Origin of the sequence: Hwanghaeella grinnelliae (assembly GCF_004005845.1) — a bacterium.
GTDB lineage: Bacteria > Pseudomonadota > Alphaproteobacteria > UBA8366 > Aestuariispiraceae > Hwanghaeella > Hwanghaeella grinnelliae.
On the sequence record NZ_SADE01000002.1, the window covers coordinates 55258 to 73226 of the forward strand.

Below are 17969 nucleotides of genomic sequence, written 5' to 3' on the forward strand. Positions count from 1 at the left end.
CCGCCCCCTCCGGCACAAGAATTCTGATGCAGGCGAAGGAAGACAATATGCGCTTTTCGACCATGATCGCTGGTTTGTTTCTGGTATTTGCCGCCGTCCCGGCCGCCCATGCCCAAACCGGATCGCAAGCGGTTCAAGTAGAACTGAACAAGCTGGAACCCCAGGCGAATGCCTGCCGCGCCTATCTGGTTCTGCAGAACGGAACGGAAAGCGAATTTTCGTCCCTGCGCCTCGACTTGGTCGCCTTCGACACGGACGGAATCGTCGCGAAACGCCTGGCGGTTGAAGCCGCGCCCCTCCCCCCGGGCAAGACCAGCTTGAAGCTGTTCGACATGTCCGACCTTTCCTGCGAGGGGATCGGCCACTTGCTGCTGAATTCCGTGCTGGCTTGTGGCGATCAAAACGGTGAGCGCACCGACTGCTTGGACCTTGTCGGTGTGTCCGCGAAGCCGGGCCTTAGCCTTATCAAATAGCGCCTACTCAAATAGCGCTTACTCAAATAGCGCCTGCGAGGAAGCTAGTTCCGCTTCTCTACGCCGCCGTCGACAAGCATGCCGCACACCCCGTTGGGCAGCATGAGCAGCGGGCCGTCCGGTACGCCTTGGGTCCGTAGCGGACAGGGGGGCATTGGCTTCCGGCACTCCGCTTCGCTTTCCGAACCGGCCTTCATACACGTTTCGGGCATTCGCGCATCGTGCCGGGAATCCGACGCCGCATAGGACACCGAAATCGATAGCATCGCGACCGTGCATACCGCCAAACCAATAGGCATCAGGCCTTTTCCGGATTGCGTTTTGGGGGCGGAAGACATGGGGCGATCCTTAAGAGTGCTTTCGGTCGGGCTTCAGTGGACGGGCGGTTGTCGAACCGGCCCTTGCATACGTTTTCGAAAAGAAGAATGCCGCCGAATATCCCCGATTGTTAAATATCAAACGGGAATGATTTCCATGCCCCCTTTGCATCGTTCTTTCTGCTAGTGTCCCTGTTTGAGGGTCAGACCCATGTCAGAATGGTACCTATTTCAGGGAGAAACGCGGGCGGGATGAGCGGTTTGGAGGACTTGCTGGGGCTGGATGCCCCTTTGGAGGAAAAGTTACGCGCCTATGAGAGCCGACAGCGTGCGGCGGGCTCGAAAACGGCAGCGCTTTACGATGCATTCATTGCAAGGCTGGACGCCGGTGAGGCGGCGGATACTGCGCCGAAACGCGGGGACTTTTTGCCGCCATTCGCACTGCCCAACGCCGATGGTGAACTCGTCTCATCCGGCGCATTGCTTCGCGACGGCCCCCTGGTCGTCAGCTTTAACCGCGGCACTTGGTGCTCCTACTGCCTGTTGGAACTCTCCGCCCTCGGCGAAGCCTATTCGGAAATTCGGGCGCAGAATGCGTCAATCGTTTCGGTCATGCCCGATCGCGCCGCACGCACCAAGTCGATACAAGAGGCATTCAATCTGCCGTTTCAGATCCTGACCGATATCGACAATGGCTACGCACTAACCAGCGGACTGATGATTTCCCTTGGCCCCGAATTGCGGGAACAGATGACCGCGGCTGGAATAGATTTGGAAGAAAGGCAAGGGAACGATGCCGGGTTCGTACCGATCCCTGCGACCTATATCGTCGCGCAGGATGGGCGGATCGTCGGCGGCGGTGCCGATATCGATTTCCGCCGTCGCTTCCCGGTCGCGTCCATTCTGGACGCTTTGCGGATGCTGAACGAGTCTATGGGGGCGTGACCGAAACAGACCAATCGGCGGACCGCGCCAATCTGACGAGCCCGGCTGCCGCAGGCGAATATCGGCGGCCCGCCACGGCAAAAAGCGACACCGTGCGCTGAATGTCCAACCCCTCTACCGGCAGCGCCACGACCGTCGCGCCGGCATTCTTCACGATACTTTGCGGCGCGAATCCAACGCCGGCCCCTGATGACACGAGGGTTTCAAAGTCCGATTCCCGGTCGGCCGAATACCCTTCGGACATGGCTACATTCATCCTACGCAGCGCGTCTACGATAGCCTCGCTGCTCTCGCAATGCCTGCGCGTCACAAACACGGCGTCCGAAAGATCGCTAGCGGTCACACTGCTTTGCAGGGCCAAGGGCCCGTTTACGGCGAGACAAAGCCGCATATCTTCACTGAATAGCGGCCAGGCATCGATCCGTGACCAGATCGACCCGTCCATGGCGGCAAGGGCGAGTTCGACTTCCCCTTCCTCCAACTGTGCCATAACCGAGGAACCGGTGCCGCGCGACAGTTCCAGTTGCATGCCCGGATAGGCCTTTGTCAGTTCGCGGATCAGAGGAAGGAGCAATTCCAGAGGTACCGACTCCGACAGGCCGATCCGCAACGGTGCGACATCGCCACGGCCATAATTTTCGGCTTGTTCCTTTGCCTGCTCAGCGGCTTCTAAGCTTTGTTGAAGGGGCGGCAACATGGCGCGGCCCAAATCGGTCAGATGGGTGCGGCGGCCCTCCCTTCGAAAAAGCGGCGCGCCCAGCTCTTGTTCCAGTTTTTGAATCGCACGCGTCAACGCTGGCTGGGAGACATTACAGTCTTCCGCCGCGCGCGTGAAATTAAGTGTCCGGCTCACCGCCAGGAAGTACCGGATTTGATAGAGTTCCACCCTTGCCCCCTTGGGATCACAGGTTTGTGAAATCTGCCAGACGGAACAGCTCGCGCACAACGACAATTCATACATACCGACACACCGATGCAATCGAGGGTTCGGTATCCAAAGCTAAAAACAGCTATCCACACCGCTTTCCGGGGTGACAATCAACGACGACTGTATTAATTTAACTAACCACTCAAATTAACCTATAGGGCAGTCATGAGCGATATCGATGAACGGCGAGGCGTGCCGGAAGATTGGGACCGAAGCGGATTGGCGCCGTGGACATATCTGAATGACGAACTGGCGGAACTGGAAAAAGACACTCTGTTCCGGCGGCACTGGCAATTGGCCTGTCACGTCTCAAACCTGCCCGAACGCGGCTCCTACATTACTTTCGACATTGTCGGCGAACGCGCCATCGTGATGCGGGGCGAGGACGGTGAAATCCGCGCCTTCCATAATCTATGCCGCCACCGGGGTTCCCGCGTGTTGGATAAGAAGCGGGGCGTCTGCAAGAAGGTTATGATCTGCCCGTTCCATGGATGGGGCTACAATTTGGACGGCACATTGCGGTCACCCACCGCACCGGAAAGCCTGCCGAAATTGGACAAACACGAACACGGATTGAAGCCGATTGAGCTGGATATCTGGATGGGTTTCGTCTTCCTGCGTTTCCTGCCCGGCGACCAACCGAAGATATCCGAATTGCTGTCCCGGCATGAAAAAGAGGTCGCGCCCTATGGGGCACAGGACATGGTGCCTGTCTATGGCGGCTATTGGCGGCAGGAAATGAAGGTGAATTGGAAGGCCGTCCGCGACGTGGACAACGAAGGCTACCATGTACCGATGGCCCATCCGGGCCTGCACGACCTGTACGGCAAAAATTACTACGACGAGCCGATCATCAATGGCACGAACCGGTCCTTCGGCGAGTTGACCGAAAGCCCCGGCCATCTATGGAGTGTCCGTCACTACAAGAAGATCCTGCCGGATTTCCCGAACCTGTCCGGCCCGAATAAACGCGCCTGGCTCTATATCGGTATATTCCCCAACACGGTGATTTCCTTTTATCCGGAGAGCGCGGCCTTTTATCAGGAATATCCACTTGCATCGGGGCGGACGCTGCAGCGCGGCGCGACTTATCGCTATGCGGAAGAAAGTCGCGAGATGCGCTTGTCCCGCTATTTGGCCGAACGGATCGACAAACTGACCACGGAAGAAGACACACAGTTGATCGAATGGACCTGCGAGGCCATGGAATCCAGTGCCTTCGACGGGATCATCTTGTCGGACAGGGAATACGGCGTCCGCGCCTATCACGACAAGCTGCGCGACCTGCTTCCGGTCATGTCCCTGCCGGAAGCCCCAGCCGCCGGCACCGTCGCGGACACCAATGCCAAAATGGCCGAAGAACGCGCGGTGGCAGCCGAATAGCGTTTCAAGTTGTCAGGATAGTGGTTTTGTTGCCCGGAAGTGATGCGGGCAATGCTCGCCGCTATCCAGGACGACCACCATTGCGCGCCAGGTGGCGATCTGGGACACCAAGTCGCTGGGCGTAATGACAGTTTCAAATTTCGCCCGGTCGATGCGTTCAAGCCGTGCGAGTTCTTCCTTGGCAATCTCCCGATACCAGGGGTTTCTGTTCTTCATTGAAATATCGATGAAACCCGCAGCTTCCAAGGCGTTTCGATAGCGGTTCGGGGACGCCATGCCGAAACCAAGATCTTCTTCGGCGATATAGTGCGCCATTTCCGGCGACGGTTCGCCGTCATGGGAAATCAGCCAGTCCGAGGCGACGAACATGCCACCCGGCTTCAAGACGCGGAACGCATCCTTGGTGAGCGTTTCCTTGTCCGGGATATGGACGATCGAATCCTTGCTGAAAACAATATCGACGGAACCATCCGCCAACGGTATCGGCCCCGGTTCCACCTGTCGTATTTCAATACGGTCGGCCAAGCCGGCCTCTTCGACCCGCTTGCGTGATACCTCACAAACCGGCGCTTCGACATCCAACCCGATGACCTTGCCCGCGTCGTAATCTCGGACAAGCGAGACGGTAATACCGCCTGTGCCGCAACCGATATCGACGACCGTCTTGCCGGCCAGGTCAACACCTTCCAACAAACGGGCGACTTCCGCCGGCCCCCCAGGGGATAGAAACCCCTCGCCCCAAAGCTCCTCAAGGAATGCGACAGCGTCGCTATCGTAGTGAAGTTCCTTCGATTGCATTTACATTTTCCCTTTCATTGCCACCGCGCTTTCCCGGCAAAGAAATCTGGGCATGCGTTAGCCGTCGGACACACGCGACAGTTCAAGGTCGCGCTGGCGTTGCTGCCGCATCATGATGATCCCGGCAATCGCCACGCCGACAGCGACGACAAGAATGATGATCGTCGCCAGGGCATTGATGTCCGGCCGCAAACCGAGCCGGATTCGGGAATAGATCAGGATCGGCAGCGTATTAGATCCGGGCCCGGTCACGAAACTCGCGATCACAAGATCGTCCAGCGACAGGGTGAAGGACAGCAGCCAACCCGCCATCATCCCCGGCGCCAATCGGGGCAAGGTAATATCGGTCAAAACCCGGAATGGCTTGGCGCCAAGATCCTGGGCCGCCTCTTCCAGTGTTTCGCCCATGCCGACCAGCCGCGACTGAATGATCACAGCGACATAGGCCAATGAGAAGGTGATATGGGCGATCGTGATGGTCGTGAAGCCGCGTTCCGCCGGCCAGCCGATCAAGTCCTGCATGGTGATGAACAGCATCAACAGCGACAGACCGGTGATGACTTCGGGCATCACCAGGGGTGCTGCCAGCATGCCACTCATCAAGGTTCGACCCTTGAACCGCCCGAACCGCACCATGGCCAGGCCGGCGAGTGACCCGAGGATCGTTGCGAAGGTCGCGTTCACAACGCCGATCTTCAAACTGAGCATGACCGCCGACCACACTTCGGGGCTTTGGAACAGTTCGACATACCAACGCACCGACCAACCGCCCCAAACAGGCACCAGCTTGGATTTGTTGAATGAATAGATGACCAGCAAGATCATCGGGACATAGAGGAAGGCCATGCCCAAAACGAGCATCCAGGTCAGGAATGGGGAGCGTCCTTTCGACATGGTCAGCGCGCCTCCGCTTCCTTGGCCTGATAGTGCTGATACAGCATCATCGGGGCCACCAACAGAACCAGCAATGCGATCGCGACGGCAGCCGCGACGGGCCAGTCATGGTTGGCGTGGAACTCATTGTACAGCAGACGCCCGATCATCAAGACATTCCCGCCGCCCAACAAATCAGGAATAACAAATTCGCCGGTCGCCGGAATGAAGACCAGCAATCCGCCGGCCACGATGCCCGGCATTGTCAGCGGCAGGGTCACCGTGAAGAAAATCGATGTGGGTTTTGCGCCCAAATCCGCCGCGGCTTCGTTCAGGGTGTTGTCCAGCTTTTCCATATTTGCGTAAAGCGGCAGTATCATGAAGGGCAGGTAGGTATAGACGATGCCCACATAGACGGCGAATTCGCTATAGAGCATGCGGATCGGCGTTTCGATCACGCCCAGGTCGATCAATAGATTGTTAATCGTCCCCTGATCGGCAAGCAGTCCCATCCAGGCGTAGACGCGCAACAGGAACGACGTCCAGAACGGCAGGATGATCATGAACAGCAGCATGTTCTTGGTTGTCGGCGGCGACCGCACAATCCCATAGGCGATCGGATAGCCGATCAACAGGCAGAGTAATGTCGAAATGCTCGAGATCTTGATCGAGTTCAGATATGTCGTGACGTAAAGGTCGTCCTGGAAAATATAGAGGAAATTGTCGATGACGACCCGTATCGTAAGGATCCCCTCATCGGTCCATTCGAGGAGCGAGGAGAAGGGCGGACTTGCGATCAAGGCCTCCGCGACGCTGATCTTTGCGACAATCACGAACGGCAGCAGAAAGAAGATCAGCAGCCAGGAATAGGGCAGAAAGACGACAACGCTCTTCCAGCTCGACTGTATTTTGCGGGAAATCCTGGCGCCGAGCGGCGGGTTCTCCAGCGCTTTGTCTACTTCCGGCACGGGGCTGTCGCGCATCGTATCGGTCATTTTGTCAGCAGGATCGGGCTGGACGCGGACCAGGACAGGTAGACGTCCTCCTCCCACGTGATTTTATGGGTCCGGTTCTTCGGCCGCACTAGGTTCGGCGCGGTCACATCGACCAGCGTCCCGTTGTCCAAGCGCACCCGATAGATTGAAACGTCACCCAGATAGCCGATATCCTCGACGACGCCCTTGGCCTGATTGGGGCCGGCGGCTACCGGCGGCTCTTTGGTCAGCTGAATTTTCTCGGGCCGCAATGCGATGAAGACCCGCGCGCCGTTTTGCACCGACATACCATGATCGATCAGGACCGGTCCGGCTTCGGTATCGACCGTGACATGATCTCCCGATTCCTCCGCGACCCGCCCTTCGAAGATGTTCGTCGATCCGATGAAATCGGCAACGAAGCGGGATTCCGGAAATTCGTAGATTTCAGTCGGCGTGCCGATCTGGGAAAATTGTCCTGCATCCATGACCGCGATGCGCGTGGACAGGGTCATCGCTTCTTCCTGATCGTGGGTGACCACAATGAAGGTAATACCGACCTTTTCCTGGATGTTCATCAATTCGAACTGGGTCTGCTCACGCAGGCGCTTGTCCAGCGCCCCCAGCGGCTCATCCAGCAGCAACACCTTCGGCTCCTTCACCAAGGCGCGCGCCAGGGCAACGCGTTGGGACTGCCCGCCGGAGAGTTGATGCGGTTTTCGTTTCTTGAAATCTTGAAGTTCAACGAGCTTAAGGATGTCGTTCACACGGTCCTCGATCTCGGACTTCGGAACGCCGCTTTGTTTCAAGCCGTAGCCGACATTCTTCTCAACCGTCATATGCGGGAAAAGCGCGTAGCTTTGAAACATCATGTTGGTCGGGCGTTCATAGGCCGGAACATTGGCCATTTCCACGCCGTCGATGGAAAACGATCCCGAGGTCGGTTGCTCAAACCCGGCGAGCATTCTAAGCAAGGTGCTCTTGCCGCAACCGGACCCGCCGAGCAGGCAGAACAGTTCGCCTCTATAGATATCCAAATCGACATTGTTCACAGCGGTGAACGCGCCAAATTTCTTGGTGATCCCCCGAACCTTGATGAAGGGTTCGGCATCGGGATCCAACCATGGCGAGTCTATATACGCCTGCTGTTCGCTCATGAACCCTCCCACATCCGGTTATGCATGGATGACCACGTCATGACGAAATTCTAAGGAAACGGCCGGCAACGCTGGTATGCGTCGCCGGCCTGTTTTGACTACCTAGTTTCCGGCCTTGAAGTCGGTCCAGACACGGGTGCGGGTCCGTTCGATCTTCGGCTTTAAGGGCGTCATCGTATACATCTGTGCAACCGATTCCGGCGGCGGATAGGAGGCTGGGTTGCCGGTCACGGCGGGATCGATCATGTCGACCGCGTCCTTGTTGGCGGATGCATACCAGGTGAAGTTGGTATCGCCGGCAGCCACGTCAGGCCGCATCATGTAGTTCAGGAACTTGTGGGCGCCTTCGATATTCTTCGCGTCGGCCGGGATGACCCAACCGTCAACCCAAAGCTGGGCCGCGCCTTCACCCGGCGGCAGGAAGAAGTCGAGCACGACGCCGGTATTGGCTTCCGCCGCGCCGGACATCGCCAGCAGACCATCCGGCCCCCAGGTCACCGCCACGCAGAATTCCTTCTGCGGCATGCGCTGATAGGCATAGTTGTCGAAGGTCTTGATGTAGGGACGGATGGCGAGGAGCAATTCTTTCGCCTTCTCGTAATCCGCCGCTTTGTTCGAATCCGGCTCAAGTCCCAGATAGGCCAGCGCCATGGGGATGACGTCGCCCGGCGAGTCCAGGAAGGAAACGCCGCATTTCGCGATTTCCTTCATATGCTTCGGATCGAAAATCATATCCAGCGACCCGATCGGCGCATCCGGATAGGTCTCCAGAACCAAATCTTTGTTATAGGTCACGCCATGCGTGCCCCACATATAGGGAACGATGTGCTTGTTGTCCGGGTCCCACTTGGCGGCGATTTGATCCATGATTTCCGGCATGGCATGCGACAGATTCGGAATCTTGGATTTGTCGATTTCCTGCAGGATGCCTGCCGGGATCAGGCGCGCGATCTGACTGGAGGAATGCGACACGACATCGTAGCCGGATCCGCCGGCGAGAAGTTTGGAATCGATCGCTTCGACAGAGTCGTAGTTGTCGTAGATGACCTTGATCCCGGTTTCCTTCTCGAAGTTCGCGATCGTCTCTTCGCCGATATACTCGGCCCAGTTGGTGACGCGGAGAACGTCTTCCGCATTCGCCGTCCCGGCCAGCGCGGCGACAGCCGCCGCGCCGAGCAAGACGCTTTTGAGAAGTTTTTTGACCTCTAACATTCACATCTCCTGTTCGTATATTTTTTTATGTTGGTTTATTGACGCCCAAAATGAGCTTTTGCACAAGGGGTTCGTTGCACTGCGGCAACGCGTTAACTTTCCCCCGTTTCCCGTGCCAGGGTTTCGATCGCCCTGCCGAGGATATCGAACATGTCGTCGATCTGCTGGCGTGTGATGATCAAGGGCGGCGAGAAAACGCACATATTAAGCAAGGGCCGAACGATCAGGCCCAGTTCCTCGCATTTTTCGTCGATCCGGCTGCCGAACTTCTGATCCAGCGCCAATCGGCTTTCATCCCCGGCCGTAAGACGGCCTTCGACGCAACCGACCAAGCCGACACCACGGGTGTCGGCTATAATCGGCGATGCGCCCAGGGCATTCAACCGCTCCAGGAAATACGGCGAAATATCGCGGACATGCTGCAGAATATTCTCCCGCTCCATAATCTCGATATTCTTCAGTGCTGCGGCGCAGGATACCGGATGGCCGGAATAGGTATAGCCGTTGGAGAACATCACGCCCTCCTGTCCTTCACCGGTGATCGGCGCCAAAATCCGGTCCGAAATCAGGCAAGCGCCCAGCGGCAAATACCCGGAAGTCAGCCCCTTCGCGCAGGTGATCATGTCCGGCACGATGTCGAAGACATCTTCCGACGCGAACCAATGTCCCAGGCGGCCGAACCCGGTTACGACTTCGTCAGAGATATAGAGCACGTCATGGGCGTGGCAAACCTCAAGGCATTTCTTGTGGTAACCCGGTGGCGGAATGATGACGCCGCCAGACGCCAGGATCGGCTCGGCAATAAAGGCGCCGACCTTGTCGGGGCCCAATTCGATGATCGCGTTTTCCAGATCCGCGACTTTCAGGTCGCACCAGGCCTCCAGATCCATGCCCTCGGGGCGCAGGTTCGGATTCACGTCGGGCAGCAGATGGGCTTGGTCCGTATCGATATCGAACCAGCTTTTGCTGCGTTCCTTCCCGGTGACCGACGCCGCCAGATAGGTTGAACCATGATACGCTTTTTGCCGCGAAATCACGATTTTCTTATCAGGTCGGCCGAGCCGGTTGTTGTAGAAATGCACGAAGCGCATCGCCGTATCGACCGCGGTCGACCCGCCCGTCGTGAAGAAAACCGTGTTCAGATCGCCCGGCGCCAGTTCGGCCAATTTCCGCGCCAATAGCGCCGACGGCTCGCTCGCCGTGTTCCAGGGCGAATGATAGGAAAGCTGCATCACCTGCTCGGAGATGGCATCGGCGATTTCCTGCCGGCCATAGCCGATTTGCGTGCACCACATGCCGCCCGGCCCATCGATCAGCTTCTTTCCATCCTGATCGTAGATGTAAATCCCTTCCGCCCGGGCAGAGATCGTCCGGTCCGCGCGACCGTCTTCCATCGACTCCCACGGATGCATGTAGTGTTTGTTGTCGTATTCGCGGATTACCGCCGCTGAATTGCTCAGGCCCGTCATCTCGCCTCCTTGCACCATTACGCGTCTCTCTTGCTCATCATTGCCGGATCGTTCCGGGATTTCGTTTGCCGATTGGCCCGTGTCCGTGTGTCAGAAAAGTCCCGGCGGGGTGGCCGACCGCCTTTTGTTTTTGAAGAAGGGACGTTCGGCGATCTTCGCCTGGGCCATGACTTTTTCCCATTTCCCTTCCTTGGGGTGATAGATCTCGACCCAAAGGTCGTCCTTCACCGACACGCCGTAAGGGGCGCGCAGTTCCGCCAGGGCCAGGTTCCGCTTGCAGGTCGGCGACCATAGGGCGGAGGTGACATGCCCGGCTTCCTTCTTCTTGCCGTGATAGACAAAGGCGTCCCGGGCCGGCTTGTGCCCTTCGATTTCCAGCCCCACCAGCAAGGTGCGCGGGCCGCGGCGCTGCGCTTCCAACAAGGCGCGGCGGCCGTTGAAATGGCCTTTCTCGAAATCGACCAACCAGTCCAATCCCAGTTCGAAGGGCGTTCTGCCCCGGCTAGGCCGCTGCGCGTCGTGGATCGGCTGAAAGTCGACCCGGGCGGCGATGAAGCCGGCCTCGATCCGGGCCATGTCCAGCGCCTCGCCGCCGATGGGCCGCAGCCCATAGTTCTGACCGGCCGGCCAAAGCCGGTCCCACAGTTCGTCCGCCTTCGACGCCTCGACCCATAATTCGTAGCCGAGGTCGCCGGTAAAGCCGGTGCGTGAAATCTTCAGCCCCGACGCCACGTCCATGATGCCGAAGGGCTTTAGGTTTTCGACGCCGTCGAACCCCGCCTCCTTGAGGACGGCGAAACTGGTCGGGCCCTGCAGGGCCAGTCCGGCGATGGTATCGCTTTGATCTTCGATTGTGACATCGAACCCCCAGGCAATGTCATGGAGCCAGGAATATTGCGGTTCCTGACAACACAGCTGGAATTCGGTTTCCGAGAACCGGAAAAGCGTGCCGTCATCGATGACCGACCCGTCCTCATCGCACCAAACGGTATAGCCGACCCGGTTGTCGCCCAGTTTCGCGGCATTTCGCGTTACCAGGCGGTTCACCACAGCCAGGGCGTCCCTGCCGGTGATCGCGTATTTATGCATTGGCGATATGTCGAACAAAGTCGCCTGGTTTCGGATGGCGAAGTACTCCGCTTCCACCGTCTCAAACCGGCGGGCGGATACGAAACCGGCCCAGGGCATCCAATCTTCGGCAAGGCTGAAGGGACGCAAATGGCGGTCGAAAGGTGTTTCAACCAAGCCCCGGCGGACCGGCAGCCCGTCTTTCAAGTTCGGCCGATGACCAGTCATGCCGCTGCCCTCCCCAGTTTGACCTGCAGAGCCGCTTTCGCCGCATTGCAGCCCGGAATGCCGGTGACGTCGCCGCCTGGATGGGTCGACGCCCCGCAGAGATAGAGCCCCTCCACCGGCAAGGCATAGCGTTCGATCCCTGGGGCAGGCCGCAGCATCAGCATTTGATCGGCGATCATCTCACCATGATGCCAATGCCCGCCGGGTGCGCCGGTCTGAGCCTCGATATCCGCCGGCGACAGAACCTGCCGCGCAGTAACGGCGGCTTTCAATCCCGGCGCGAATTGATCCAAGCAATCCACCACGACATCGCCCAAGGCATTCCGGCTATCGTCCGCCCAGCCCTGCTTCAAGCTATAGGGAACATATTGAACGACGGCGCTAAGCACGTGCCCGTCCCCATCCACCAGGCCCGGGTCGGCCAGGCTGGGGATCGTCACCTCCAAAATCGGGCTTGTCGGCAATTCGCCGTATTTCGCCAGGTTGAATGCCTTTTCCATGACCGCCAGCGACGGGGCATGGAGAATTCGGCCGCGGTGAAGATCGTCCGACAGACCAGTGAACACCGGGGCGGCGGACAAGGCGAGATTGACCTTCGCCGTGCATCCTTTTGTCCGGATATGTCGCGCACGGCGGATCATCTCCGCATCGAAGTTCCCGACCCCGGCCAGGACCATGGTCGTCTTGGGATCCAGACTGGACAGAACCCTGGCACCCGAAATCTCGGTTCCGTCGGCAAGAACGACGCCCGTCACCCGGTCGCCCGAAAGCACCATCCGCTCGACCGCAGCGCCGTAGCGAATTTCCGCGCCGGCGGATTTGGCCGACTTTTCGAAAGCCCGCATCACCGCACCCATGCCGCCGCGCGGCTGATGTTTCGCACCGCCATTCGCCAAACGATACATCAGCGTCAGCACCGTTCCCGGCGACCTGGGCCCGACGTGACCGCCCAGCACGGAATCGAGAGCGAAAGCACCGGCCAAGGGGCCATCGTCGATCTCATCCAAGATCGTGTCGTAGGAATTGGAGAGCAGAACCCGCAGGAATTCCCGCATGTCTTCCTTGCCCATCCGGCGCAGACCGAGGGCAAGCTTGCCGAGCGACGCGGCTTCCCGCCAATCGATACCGCTGAGGCTGGGCGGCGGCTTGCGTTTCAACGCCGCCAATTGGTCCGCGAACCGGATCAACCGCGCCCGAAGGGTCAGAAATTCAGCTTCGCCGGCAAGCGCCCCGCCATCGGCATAGCGGACGCCCTTCGCGTCGGAAACAATGTGCTTCCCGTCCGAAGACAAAGAAATCGTCGGAAGATCGGTCGCAGCATAGGCGAAGCCGTGCCTTTCCAACCCCAGGGAGGCGATTTCCGCGCCATCCAGATTGGAAAGCAGATGCGCCATTGCCGGACATTCATAGCCGGGCGCGACGGTGCTGTTCGCTGCCATGCCCCCCGGATCGCCATTCTTTTCCAGCACGACGACCTTCTTGCCCGCACCGGCCAAAGTCGCCGCCGCGGCCAAACCGTTATGGCCGGCCCCGATCACGATTGCGTCGTATTGGGTCATGCCGCCCTCCCGAAACCTTTACGACCGAGATCGCTGAGCACTTCCCGCGCGGCGTTGGCGCCCGGCGCCGCCATGACCCCGCCGCCGGGATGGGCGGACGACCCGCATAGATACAGCCCACGGATCGGCGAGCGATAATCCGCATAACCCGGAACCGGCCGGTTGAAGAGCAACTGGTCGAAGGTGAGTTCGCCTTGGAAAATATTGCCTTCCGTCAGGCCCACCTCACGCTCGATATCCCAAGGCGTCCGCACTTCCTTGTGTAGGATCAGGTCTTTGAAATCCGGGCTGTACCGCGCGATCTTGTCGATCACCGTATCCGCGAATGCGTCCCGGTTCGGACCGTCCCAGGATTCGCCGTTTGCCAGTTCATAGGGCGCGTATTGAATGAACAAGGTCATCATATGCTTGCCCGGCGGTGTCATTGTCGGATCGACATGGGTCGGGATCAGCATGTCGAAATAGGGATCTTCCGACCAACGCCCTTCCTTCCAGGCGTCGTAGGCGCGTTCCAGCTCGTCCAGGGATTCGGACGCATGCAGATCGCCGCGCAGGAAGTTCGCCGTCCCCGGGATATTGTTGAAAGTCGGCGCGCCGTCCAGCGCGATATTGATCTTGCCGGACGAGCCGCGGATTTTGAAACGTTTCACCGCCTTCACGAAGTCGCCCGGCAGTTCCCCGTCTTCCACATGGTTCAGGAAGGTGCGCCGGACATCCATATTGGAGACGACCGTGTTCGCCGTATAGGTGTCCCCGTTTTCGAGGACAACGCCTTCCACCTTGCCGTTCTTGATCAGGAATCGGTCGAGCGCGCTGCCCGCCTTTATCGTCCCGCCGGAAGCCTCAAACGCTTTTCCAAGGGCCTTGGATACACCGCCCATGCCGCCGCGCGTGAACCCCCAGGCCCCGATGCTGCCGTCCACTTCGCCCATGTAATGATGCAGCAGAACATAGGCCGTCCCCGGCGAATAGACGCCAAGCCCCGTTCCGATGATGCCGGAACCGGCCAGATGCGCCTTGATCACTTCGCTTTCGAAAAATTCGTCCAGGAATTCGCCGACGGACATCGTGTAGAAGCGAAGAGTATCCGCCATGTCACGCGCGCCGAGATCGTGGAAGCGTTTGCCGAGATAGAGCAGTTCCTGAATGTCGCGCGGTCGAAAGCGGACCGGGTCAGGGGGCGTACGCAACAGCAACGGCTTGATGAAACGGCACTGTTTGGTGACGAATTTCGAGTACCGATCATAGGCGTCGACATCTTTTTTCGAATGCCGCGCAATTTCACGGCGCAAGGCGTCGTGGTCTGAATAATAGGCGAAATGATCGCCGTTGGACATGAAGGTCGCGCCGCTTTCATACGGAATGACCTGCAAGCCGTGGCGCGCGAGATCCAGGTCCCGAACCACTTCCGGCCTTAGAAGGCTGCATACATAGGAACAGTTCGAATAGGTCCAGCCGGAATAAAGCTCCCGGCTGACCGCCGCGCCGCCGATATAATCGTTCCGCTCCACGATCAGTACTTTCAGGCCGCTTTTGGCCAAATAGCACCCCGTTGCCAGGCCGTTATGGCCTGCCCCCACAACAATCGCGTCGTATTGTTCCGTTTTCATTGCGCCAACCAAATCCGAAGAAAAGAAACCAACCCGACTTCAACCGACCAAGTCCTTTTCGCCGGGAACCTCCCCACATTAACCATGCGCCTGTCCAAACGAGCCCAGGACCTGAACCTCACGTCACGGGCAAGGCTATTCGAAGCATCAGGGAGCGTCCACGTTTTTTTAAGCAGTTAGTTAAATTAATCCTCGACAGATGCGGGGAACGGCGTTACGACCTATGGTAAGGCTCGGTTTGGAGAAGATTTCCCAATGGCGGAACAGACGAACAAGAAGCCAATAGGGCGGCCCAAGGGGGAGCAGGTGGAAAACGCCGCTCGCCGGCGGAAGCAGCTTGTCGAAGCCGCGATCGATTCAATCGTCGAATTGGGCATGTCGGCAACGACCCTGGCCACGGTCGCCAAGGCCGCAGGCCTGTCGCAGGGCGTCGCGGTTTTTTATTTCAAGACCAAGGAAAACCTGCTCGTCGAGACGCTGAAGCAGCACTACGAAGAATACGATACGTTCTGGCGTCAGGCGATCGACGATGCCGGCAGCGATCCGATCGACCGTCTGTCCGCGCTTGTCTTCGCGGATATCCATTCCGATCTTTGTACAACGCGGAACCTCGCCTTGTGGAATTCCTATTGGGGGGAAGCCGCCGCGCGCCCGCGCTTCGCCGCGATCTGCGACACACATGACCGTACTCGTTATGAAGTCCTGACCGGTCTGTGCGAGGAGGCGTCGCACCTAATCACCGGCAAGATCTGGACACCGGTTTCAGTCGCCGACGCCCTGGATAGCATGACGGACGGCATGTGGATTCGCCTGCATATCACACCCGGCTTCATGGATCGCCAACAAGGCCGGCGCATCCTGGCCAGTTTCATGGCAACCGTTTTCCCCACCGAAGCCGCGCGCATCCTGCGCCGGGCCGAGTCCTACGAATAATTCCTGATTTCCACCACGATACAAATGGGCGGTAAAAATGCGCGACCCACGCTACGATGTTTTATTCGAACCGATCCAACTTGGCCCGGTCACGGCAAAGAACCGGTTCTATCAGGTTCCCCACTGTAGCGGCATGGGTTGGTTGCGCCCGAAGATGCTGGCCGCCATGCGGGGTACGAAAGCCGAAGGCGGTTGGGGCGTCGTTTGTACTGAATATTGCTCCATTCACCCCAATTCGGATGACGGCGCCTATCCCTACGCGCGGCTGTGGGATGATGACGATATCCGCGACAATGCGCTGATGACGGACGCCGTCCACGAACACGGCGCTTTGGCCGGAGCGGAATTGTGGATCGGTGGAAACAGCGTCGCGAATCTCAGCACGCGCCTGCCGCCCATGGGGCTGACAAGCCTGCCGAACACCGCCGACGACAACTACCACCCGGTACAGAGCCGGCGTGTGGATAAGAAAGATATCCGGAACATTCTGACGTGGCAGGCCGATGCCGCAAAACGTGCGGTGCAGGCCGGGTTCGACATTGTCTATGTATACGCGACACACGGCTATCTGCTTGCTGAATTCCTCAACCCCATCACAAATCAGCGCACCGACGAGTACGGCGGATCTCTGGAAAATCGTGTGCGGATCGTGCGGGAACTGCTGGACGTGACCCGCGACGCGGTCGGCGACAAGGCCGCCCTTGCATGCCGGTTCTCCGTCGACCTTGCCAGCAATGAAGGCTATGACGCGTTCGGCCTTCTGGCCGACATTCCGGACCTTTGGGACGTGACCGTGCCCGACTACGGAATAGAAATGGGAGCATCCCGTTTTGTAAAAGAAGCCGAGTTGCAGGACAGTGTCGCCAAGGCCAAATCGCTGACCACAAAACCCGTCGTCGCGGTGGGCCGTTTCACCTCGCCCGATACGATGGCGCGGGTGGTCCGCGACGGCACGCAGGACATGATCGGCGCGGCACGCCCTTCCATCGCCGACCCCTTCTTGCCAAAAAAGATCGAGGAAGGGCGGATCGAGGACATCCGTGAATGCATCGGATGCAATGTCTGTTACGCACATGACACACTGGGCGTTCCCATTCGCTGCACACAGAATCCCACCATGGGCGAGGAACACCGAAAGGGATGGCATCCCGAAGCATTGTCCAGAACCACCAAGAGCGAAAAGGTCTTGATTGTCGGGGCCGGCCCTGCCGGCTTGGAAGCGGCCCAGATTCTAGGCAAGCGCGGCTACGAAGTCATGCTTGCGGAAGCGACGCGGGATCTCGGCGGCCGCGTGACACGGGAAAGCCGACTGCCGGGTTTGTCCGAATGGGCCCGCGTGCGCGATTGGCGCATCGGGCAAATCGAAAAGCTGACCAATGTCGAAGTCTTCCGGGAAAGCCGGCTGGGCGTCGATGACATATTGGCTGTTGGCGCCGACCACGTATTCGTGGCGACGGGCGCTGATTGGACCGTCGATGGCTTGGGCCGTCGCCGGGATACCGCAATCGGCGTGGGAAACGGCGCCAAAATCTTGAGCGCCGACCACATTCTGGCCGGTGACGAAACGCCAAGCGGCCATGTCGTTCTGTTCGACGACGACCACTACTATATGGGATCTGTCCTGGCATTGGCACTTAGGAGCAGGGGCAACACCGTGACATTGGTTACGCCCGCGGGACGGGCCGGCGCCTGGGGAAAATACTCCAATGAGGAATATACCGTCACCCGAAAGCTGATCGAATCCGATGTGCGGATCGTCACGAACCGAAGCCTGGAAAGGGTGGATGCGGGGTCTGCAACGATATCCTGCATTTTCACCGGCCGGGAAACGACAATAGAGGCCGATTGGGTCCTGCCGCTGACCCGGCGGGAACCGGATGACACCCTTTTCCATTCCTTACGAAAAGTCTGCGACGATGGCCGGGACGGGGCACCGAAAAGCCTGAAGCGGATTGGCGATTGCGAAGCGCCGGGCATGATCGCCTCAGCCGTCTATTCCGGATACAAGGCTGCAGTGGAACTTGACTGACCGACCGCAGCAG

Annotated in this window: 16 protein-coding genes; 5 read left to right on the top strand and 11 right to left on the bottom strand. The window is 58.8% G+C overall.

Annotated features, from left to right (window positions below):
- Positions 1-47: 47 nt before the first annotated feature.
- Positions 48-473, top strand: coding sequence for a Tat pathway signal sequence domain protein (locus EOI86_RS10985; RefSeq protein WP_127765264.1), 426 nt, complete (start codon positions 48-50; stop codon positions 471-473).
- A gap of 44 nt (positions 474-517) precedes the next feature.
- On the opposite strand, the gene EOI86_RS10990 is transcribed toward EOI86_RS10985, so the two are convergent.
- Positions 518-772, bottom strand: coding sequence for a hypothetical protein (locus EOI86_RS10990; RefSeq protein WP_127765265.1), 255 nt, complete (start codon positions 770-772; stop codon positions 518-520).
- A 270-nt stretch (positions 773-1042) separates the two neighbouring features.
- Between EOI86_RS10990 and EOI86_RS10995 the strand changes: the two genes are divergently transcribed.
- Positions 1043-1735 (top strand): peroxiredoxin-like family protein, encoded by a 693-nt coding sequence (locus tag EOI86_RS10995; protein WP_161973793.1) that lies wholly within the window; start codon positions 1043-1045, stop codon positions 1733-1735.
- Here EOI86_RS10995 and EOI86_RS11000 read toward each other — a convergent pair.
- Positions 1722-2621 carry a LysR family transcriptional regulator gene (locus tag EOI86_RS11000; RefSeq protein ID WP_161973794.1) on the bottom strand — a complete coding sequence of 300 codons (900 nt, stop codon included), beginning with the start codon at positions 2619-2621 and terminating at the stop codon, positions 1722-1724. The genes EOI86_RS10995 and EOI86_RS11000 overlap by 14 nt on opposite strands.
- A 207-nt stretch (positions 2622-2828) precedes the next feature.
- Between EOI86_RS11000 and EOI86_RS11005 the strand changes: the two genes are divergently transcribed.
- Complete coding sequence (locus EOI86_RS11005) at positions 2829-4046, top strand: aromatic ring-hydroxylating oxygenase subunit alpha (protein WP_127765268.1); 1218 nt, start codon at positions 2829-2831, stop codon at positions 4044-4046.
- Positions 4047-4058: 12 nt separating this feature from the next.
- Here EOI86_RS11005 and EOI86_RS11010 read toward each other — a convergent pair whose 3' ends face one another.
- From EOI86_RS11010 to EOI86_RS11050, 9 genes are all read right to left on the bottom strand, one after another.
- Positions 4059-4844: a methyltransferase domain-containing protein gene (locus EOI86_RS11010; protein WP_127765269.1), complete on the bottom strand. Its 786-nt coding sequence runs from the start codon at positions 4842-4844 to the stop codon at positions 4059-4061.
- 57 nt (positions 4845-4901) lie between these two features.
- Positions 4902-5738, bottom strand: coding sequence for an ABC transporter permease subunit (locus tag EOI86_RS11015; RefSeq protein ID WP_127765270.1), 837 nt, complete (start codon positions 5736-5738; stop codon positions 4902-4904).
- A 2-nt stretch (positions 5739-5740) separates the two neighbouring features.
- Positions 5741-6712 carry an ABC transporter permease subunit gene (locus tag EOI86_RS11020; protein WP_240035636.1) on the bottom strand — a complete coding sequence of 324 codons (972 nt, stop codon included), beginning with the start codon at positions 6710-6712 and terminating at the stop codon, positions 5741-5743.
- A complete protein-coding gene (locus tag EOI86_RS11025) occupies positions 6709-7848 on the bottom strand; it encodes an ABC transporter ATP-binding protein (protein WP_127765271.1) in 1140 nt (379 codons plus the stop codon). Before EOI86_RS11025 ends, EOI86_RS11020 begins: the two co-directional genes overlap by 4 nt.
- A gap of 102 nt (positions 7849-7950) precedes the next feature.
- Positions 7951-9060, bottom strand: coding sequence for an extracellular solute-binding protein (locus tag EOI86_RS11030; RefSeq protein ID WP_127765272.1), 1110 nt, complete (start codon positions 9058-9060; stop codon positions 7951-7953).
- Between the two features lie 92 nt (positions 9061-9152).
- Positions 9153-10529, bottom strand: a complete 1377-nt coding sequence (locus tag EOI86_RS11035) for an aminotransferase (RefSeq protein ID WP_127765273.1) — start codon at positions 10527-10529, stop codon at positions 9153-9155.
- 90 nt (positions 10530-10619) lie between these two features.
- Complete coding sequence (locus EOI86_RS11040) at positions 10620-11825, bottom strand: aminomethyl transferase family protein (protein ID WP_127765274.1); 1206 nt, start codon at positions 11823-11825, stop codon at positions 10620-10622.
- Complete coding sequence (locus tag EOI86_RS11045; RefSeq protein WP_127765275.1) at positions 11822-13384, bottom strand: phytoene desaturase family protein; 1563 nt, start codon at positions 13382-13384, stop codon at positions 11822-11824. The genes EOI86_RS11040 and EOI86_RS11045 overlap by 4 nt, the downstream gene beginning before the upstream one ends.
- On the bottom strand, positions 13381-14994 hold the full coding sequence (locus tag EOI86_RS11050) for a phytoene desaturase family protein (RefSeq protein ID WP_127765276.1): 1614 nt from the start codon (positions 14992-14994) through the stop codon (positions 13381-13383). Before EOI86_RS11050 ends, EOI86_RS11045 begins: the two co-directional genes overlap by 4 nt.
- 255 nt (positions 14995-15249) lie before the next feature.
- Between EOI86_RS11050 and EOI86_RS11055 the strand changes: the two genes are divergently transcribed.
- Entirely contained in the window at positions 15250-15927 is a 678-nt protein-coding gene (locus tag EOI86_RS11055; RefSeq protein ID WP_127765277.1) for a TetR/AcrR family transcriptional regulator, read from the top strand.
- Positions 15928-15964: 37 nt separating this feature from the next.
- Complete coding sequence (locus tag EOI86_RS11060) at positions 15965-17956, top strand: oxidoreductase (RefSeq protein ID WP_127765278.1); 1992 nt, start codon at positions 15965-15967, stop codon at positions 17954-17956.
- Positions 17957-17969 lie beyond the last annotated feature (13 nt).

Coding starts and splice junctions, on each gene's coding strand:
- EOI86_RS10985 (WP_127765264.1), top strand. CDS start 48: ATGCGCTTTTCGACCATGATCGCTGGTTTGTTTCTGGTATTTGCCGCC.
- EOI86_RS10990 (WP_127765265.1), bottom strand. CDS start 772: ATGCCTATTGGTTTGGCGGTATGCACGGTCGCGATGCTATCGATTTCG.
- EOI86_RS10995 (WP_161973793.1), top strand. CDS start 1,043: ATGAGCGGTTTGGAGGACTTGCTGGGGCTGGATGCCCCTTTGGAGGAA.
- EOI86_RS11005 (WP_127765268.1), top strand. CDS start 2,829: ATGAGCGATATCGATGAACGGCGAGGCGTGCCGGAAGATTGGGACCGA.
- EOI86_RS11010 (WP_127765269.1), bottom strand. CDS start 4,844: ATGCAATCGAAGGAACTTCACTACGATAGCGACGCTGTCGCATTCCTT.
- EOI86_RS11015 (WP_127765270.1), bottom strand. CDS start 5,738: ATGTCGAAAGGACGCTCCCCATTCCTGACCTGGATGCTCGTTTTGGGC.
- EOI86_RS11020 (WP_240035636.1), bottom strand. CDS start 6,712: ATGACCGATACGATGCGCGACAGCCCCGTGCCGGAAGTAGACAAAGCG.
- EOI86_RS11025 (WP_127765271.1), bottom strand. CDS start 7,848: ATGAGCGAACAGCAGGCGTATATAGACTCGCCATGGTTGGATCCCGAT.
- EOI86_RS11030 (WP_127765272.1), bottom strand. CDS start 9,060: ATGTTAGAGGTCAAAAAACTTCTCAAAAGCGTCTTGCTCGGCGCGGCG.
- EOI86_RS11035 (WP_127765273.1), bottom strand. CDS start 10,529: ATGACGGGCCTGAGCAATTCAGCGGCGGTAATCCGCGAATACGACAAC.
- EOI86_RS11040 (WP_127765274.1), bottom strand. CDS start 11,825: ATGACTGGTCATCGGCCGAACTTGAAAGACGGGCTGCCGGTCCGCCGG.
- EOI86_RS11045 (WP_127765275.1), bottom strand. CDS start 13,384: ATGACCCAATACGACGCAATCGTGATCGGGGCCGGCCATAACGGTTTG.
- EOI86_RS11050 (WP_127765276.1), bottom strand. CDS start 14,994: ATGAAAACGGAACAATACGACGCGATTGTTGTGGGGGCAGGCCATAAC.
- EOI86_RS11055 (WP_127765277.1), top strand. CDS start 15,250: ATGGCGGAACAGACGAACAAGAAGCCAATAGGGCGGCCCAAGGGGGAG.
- EOI86_RS11060 (WP_127765278.1), top strand. CDS start 15,965: ATGCGCGACCCACGCTACGATGTTTTATTCGAACCGATCCAACTTGGC.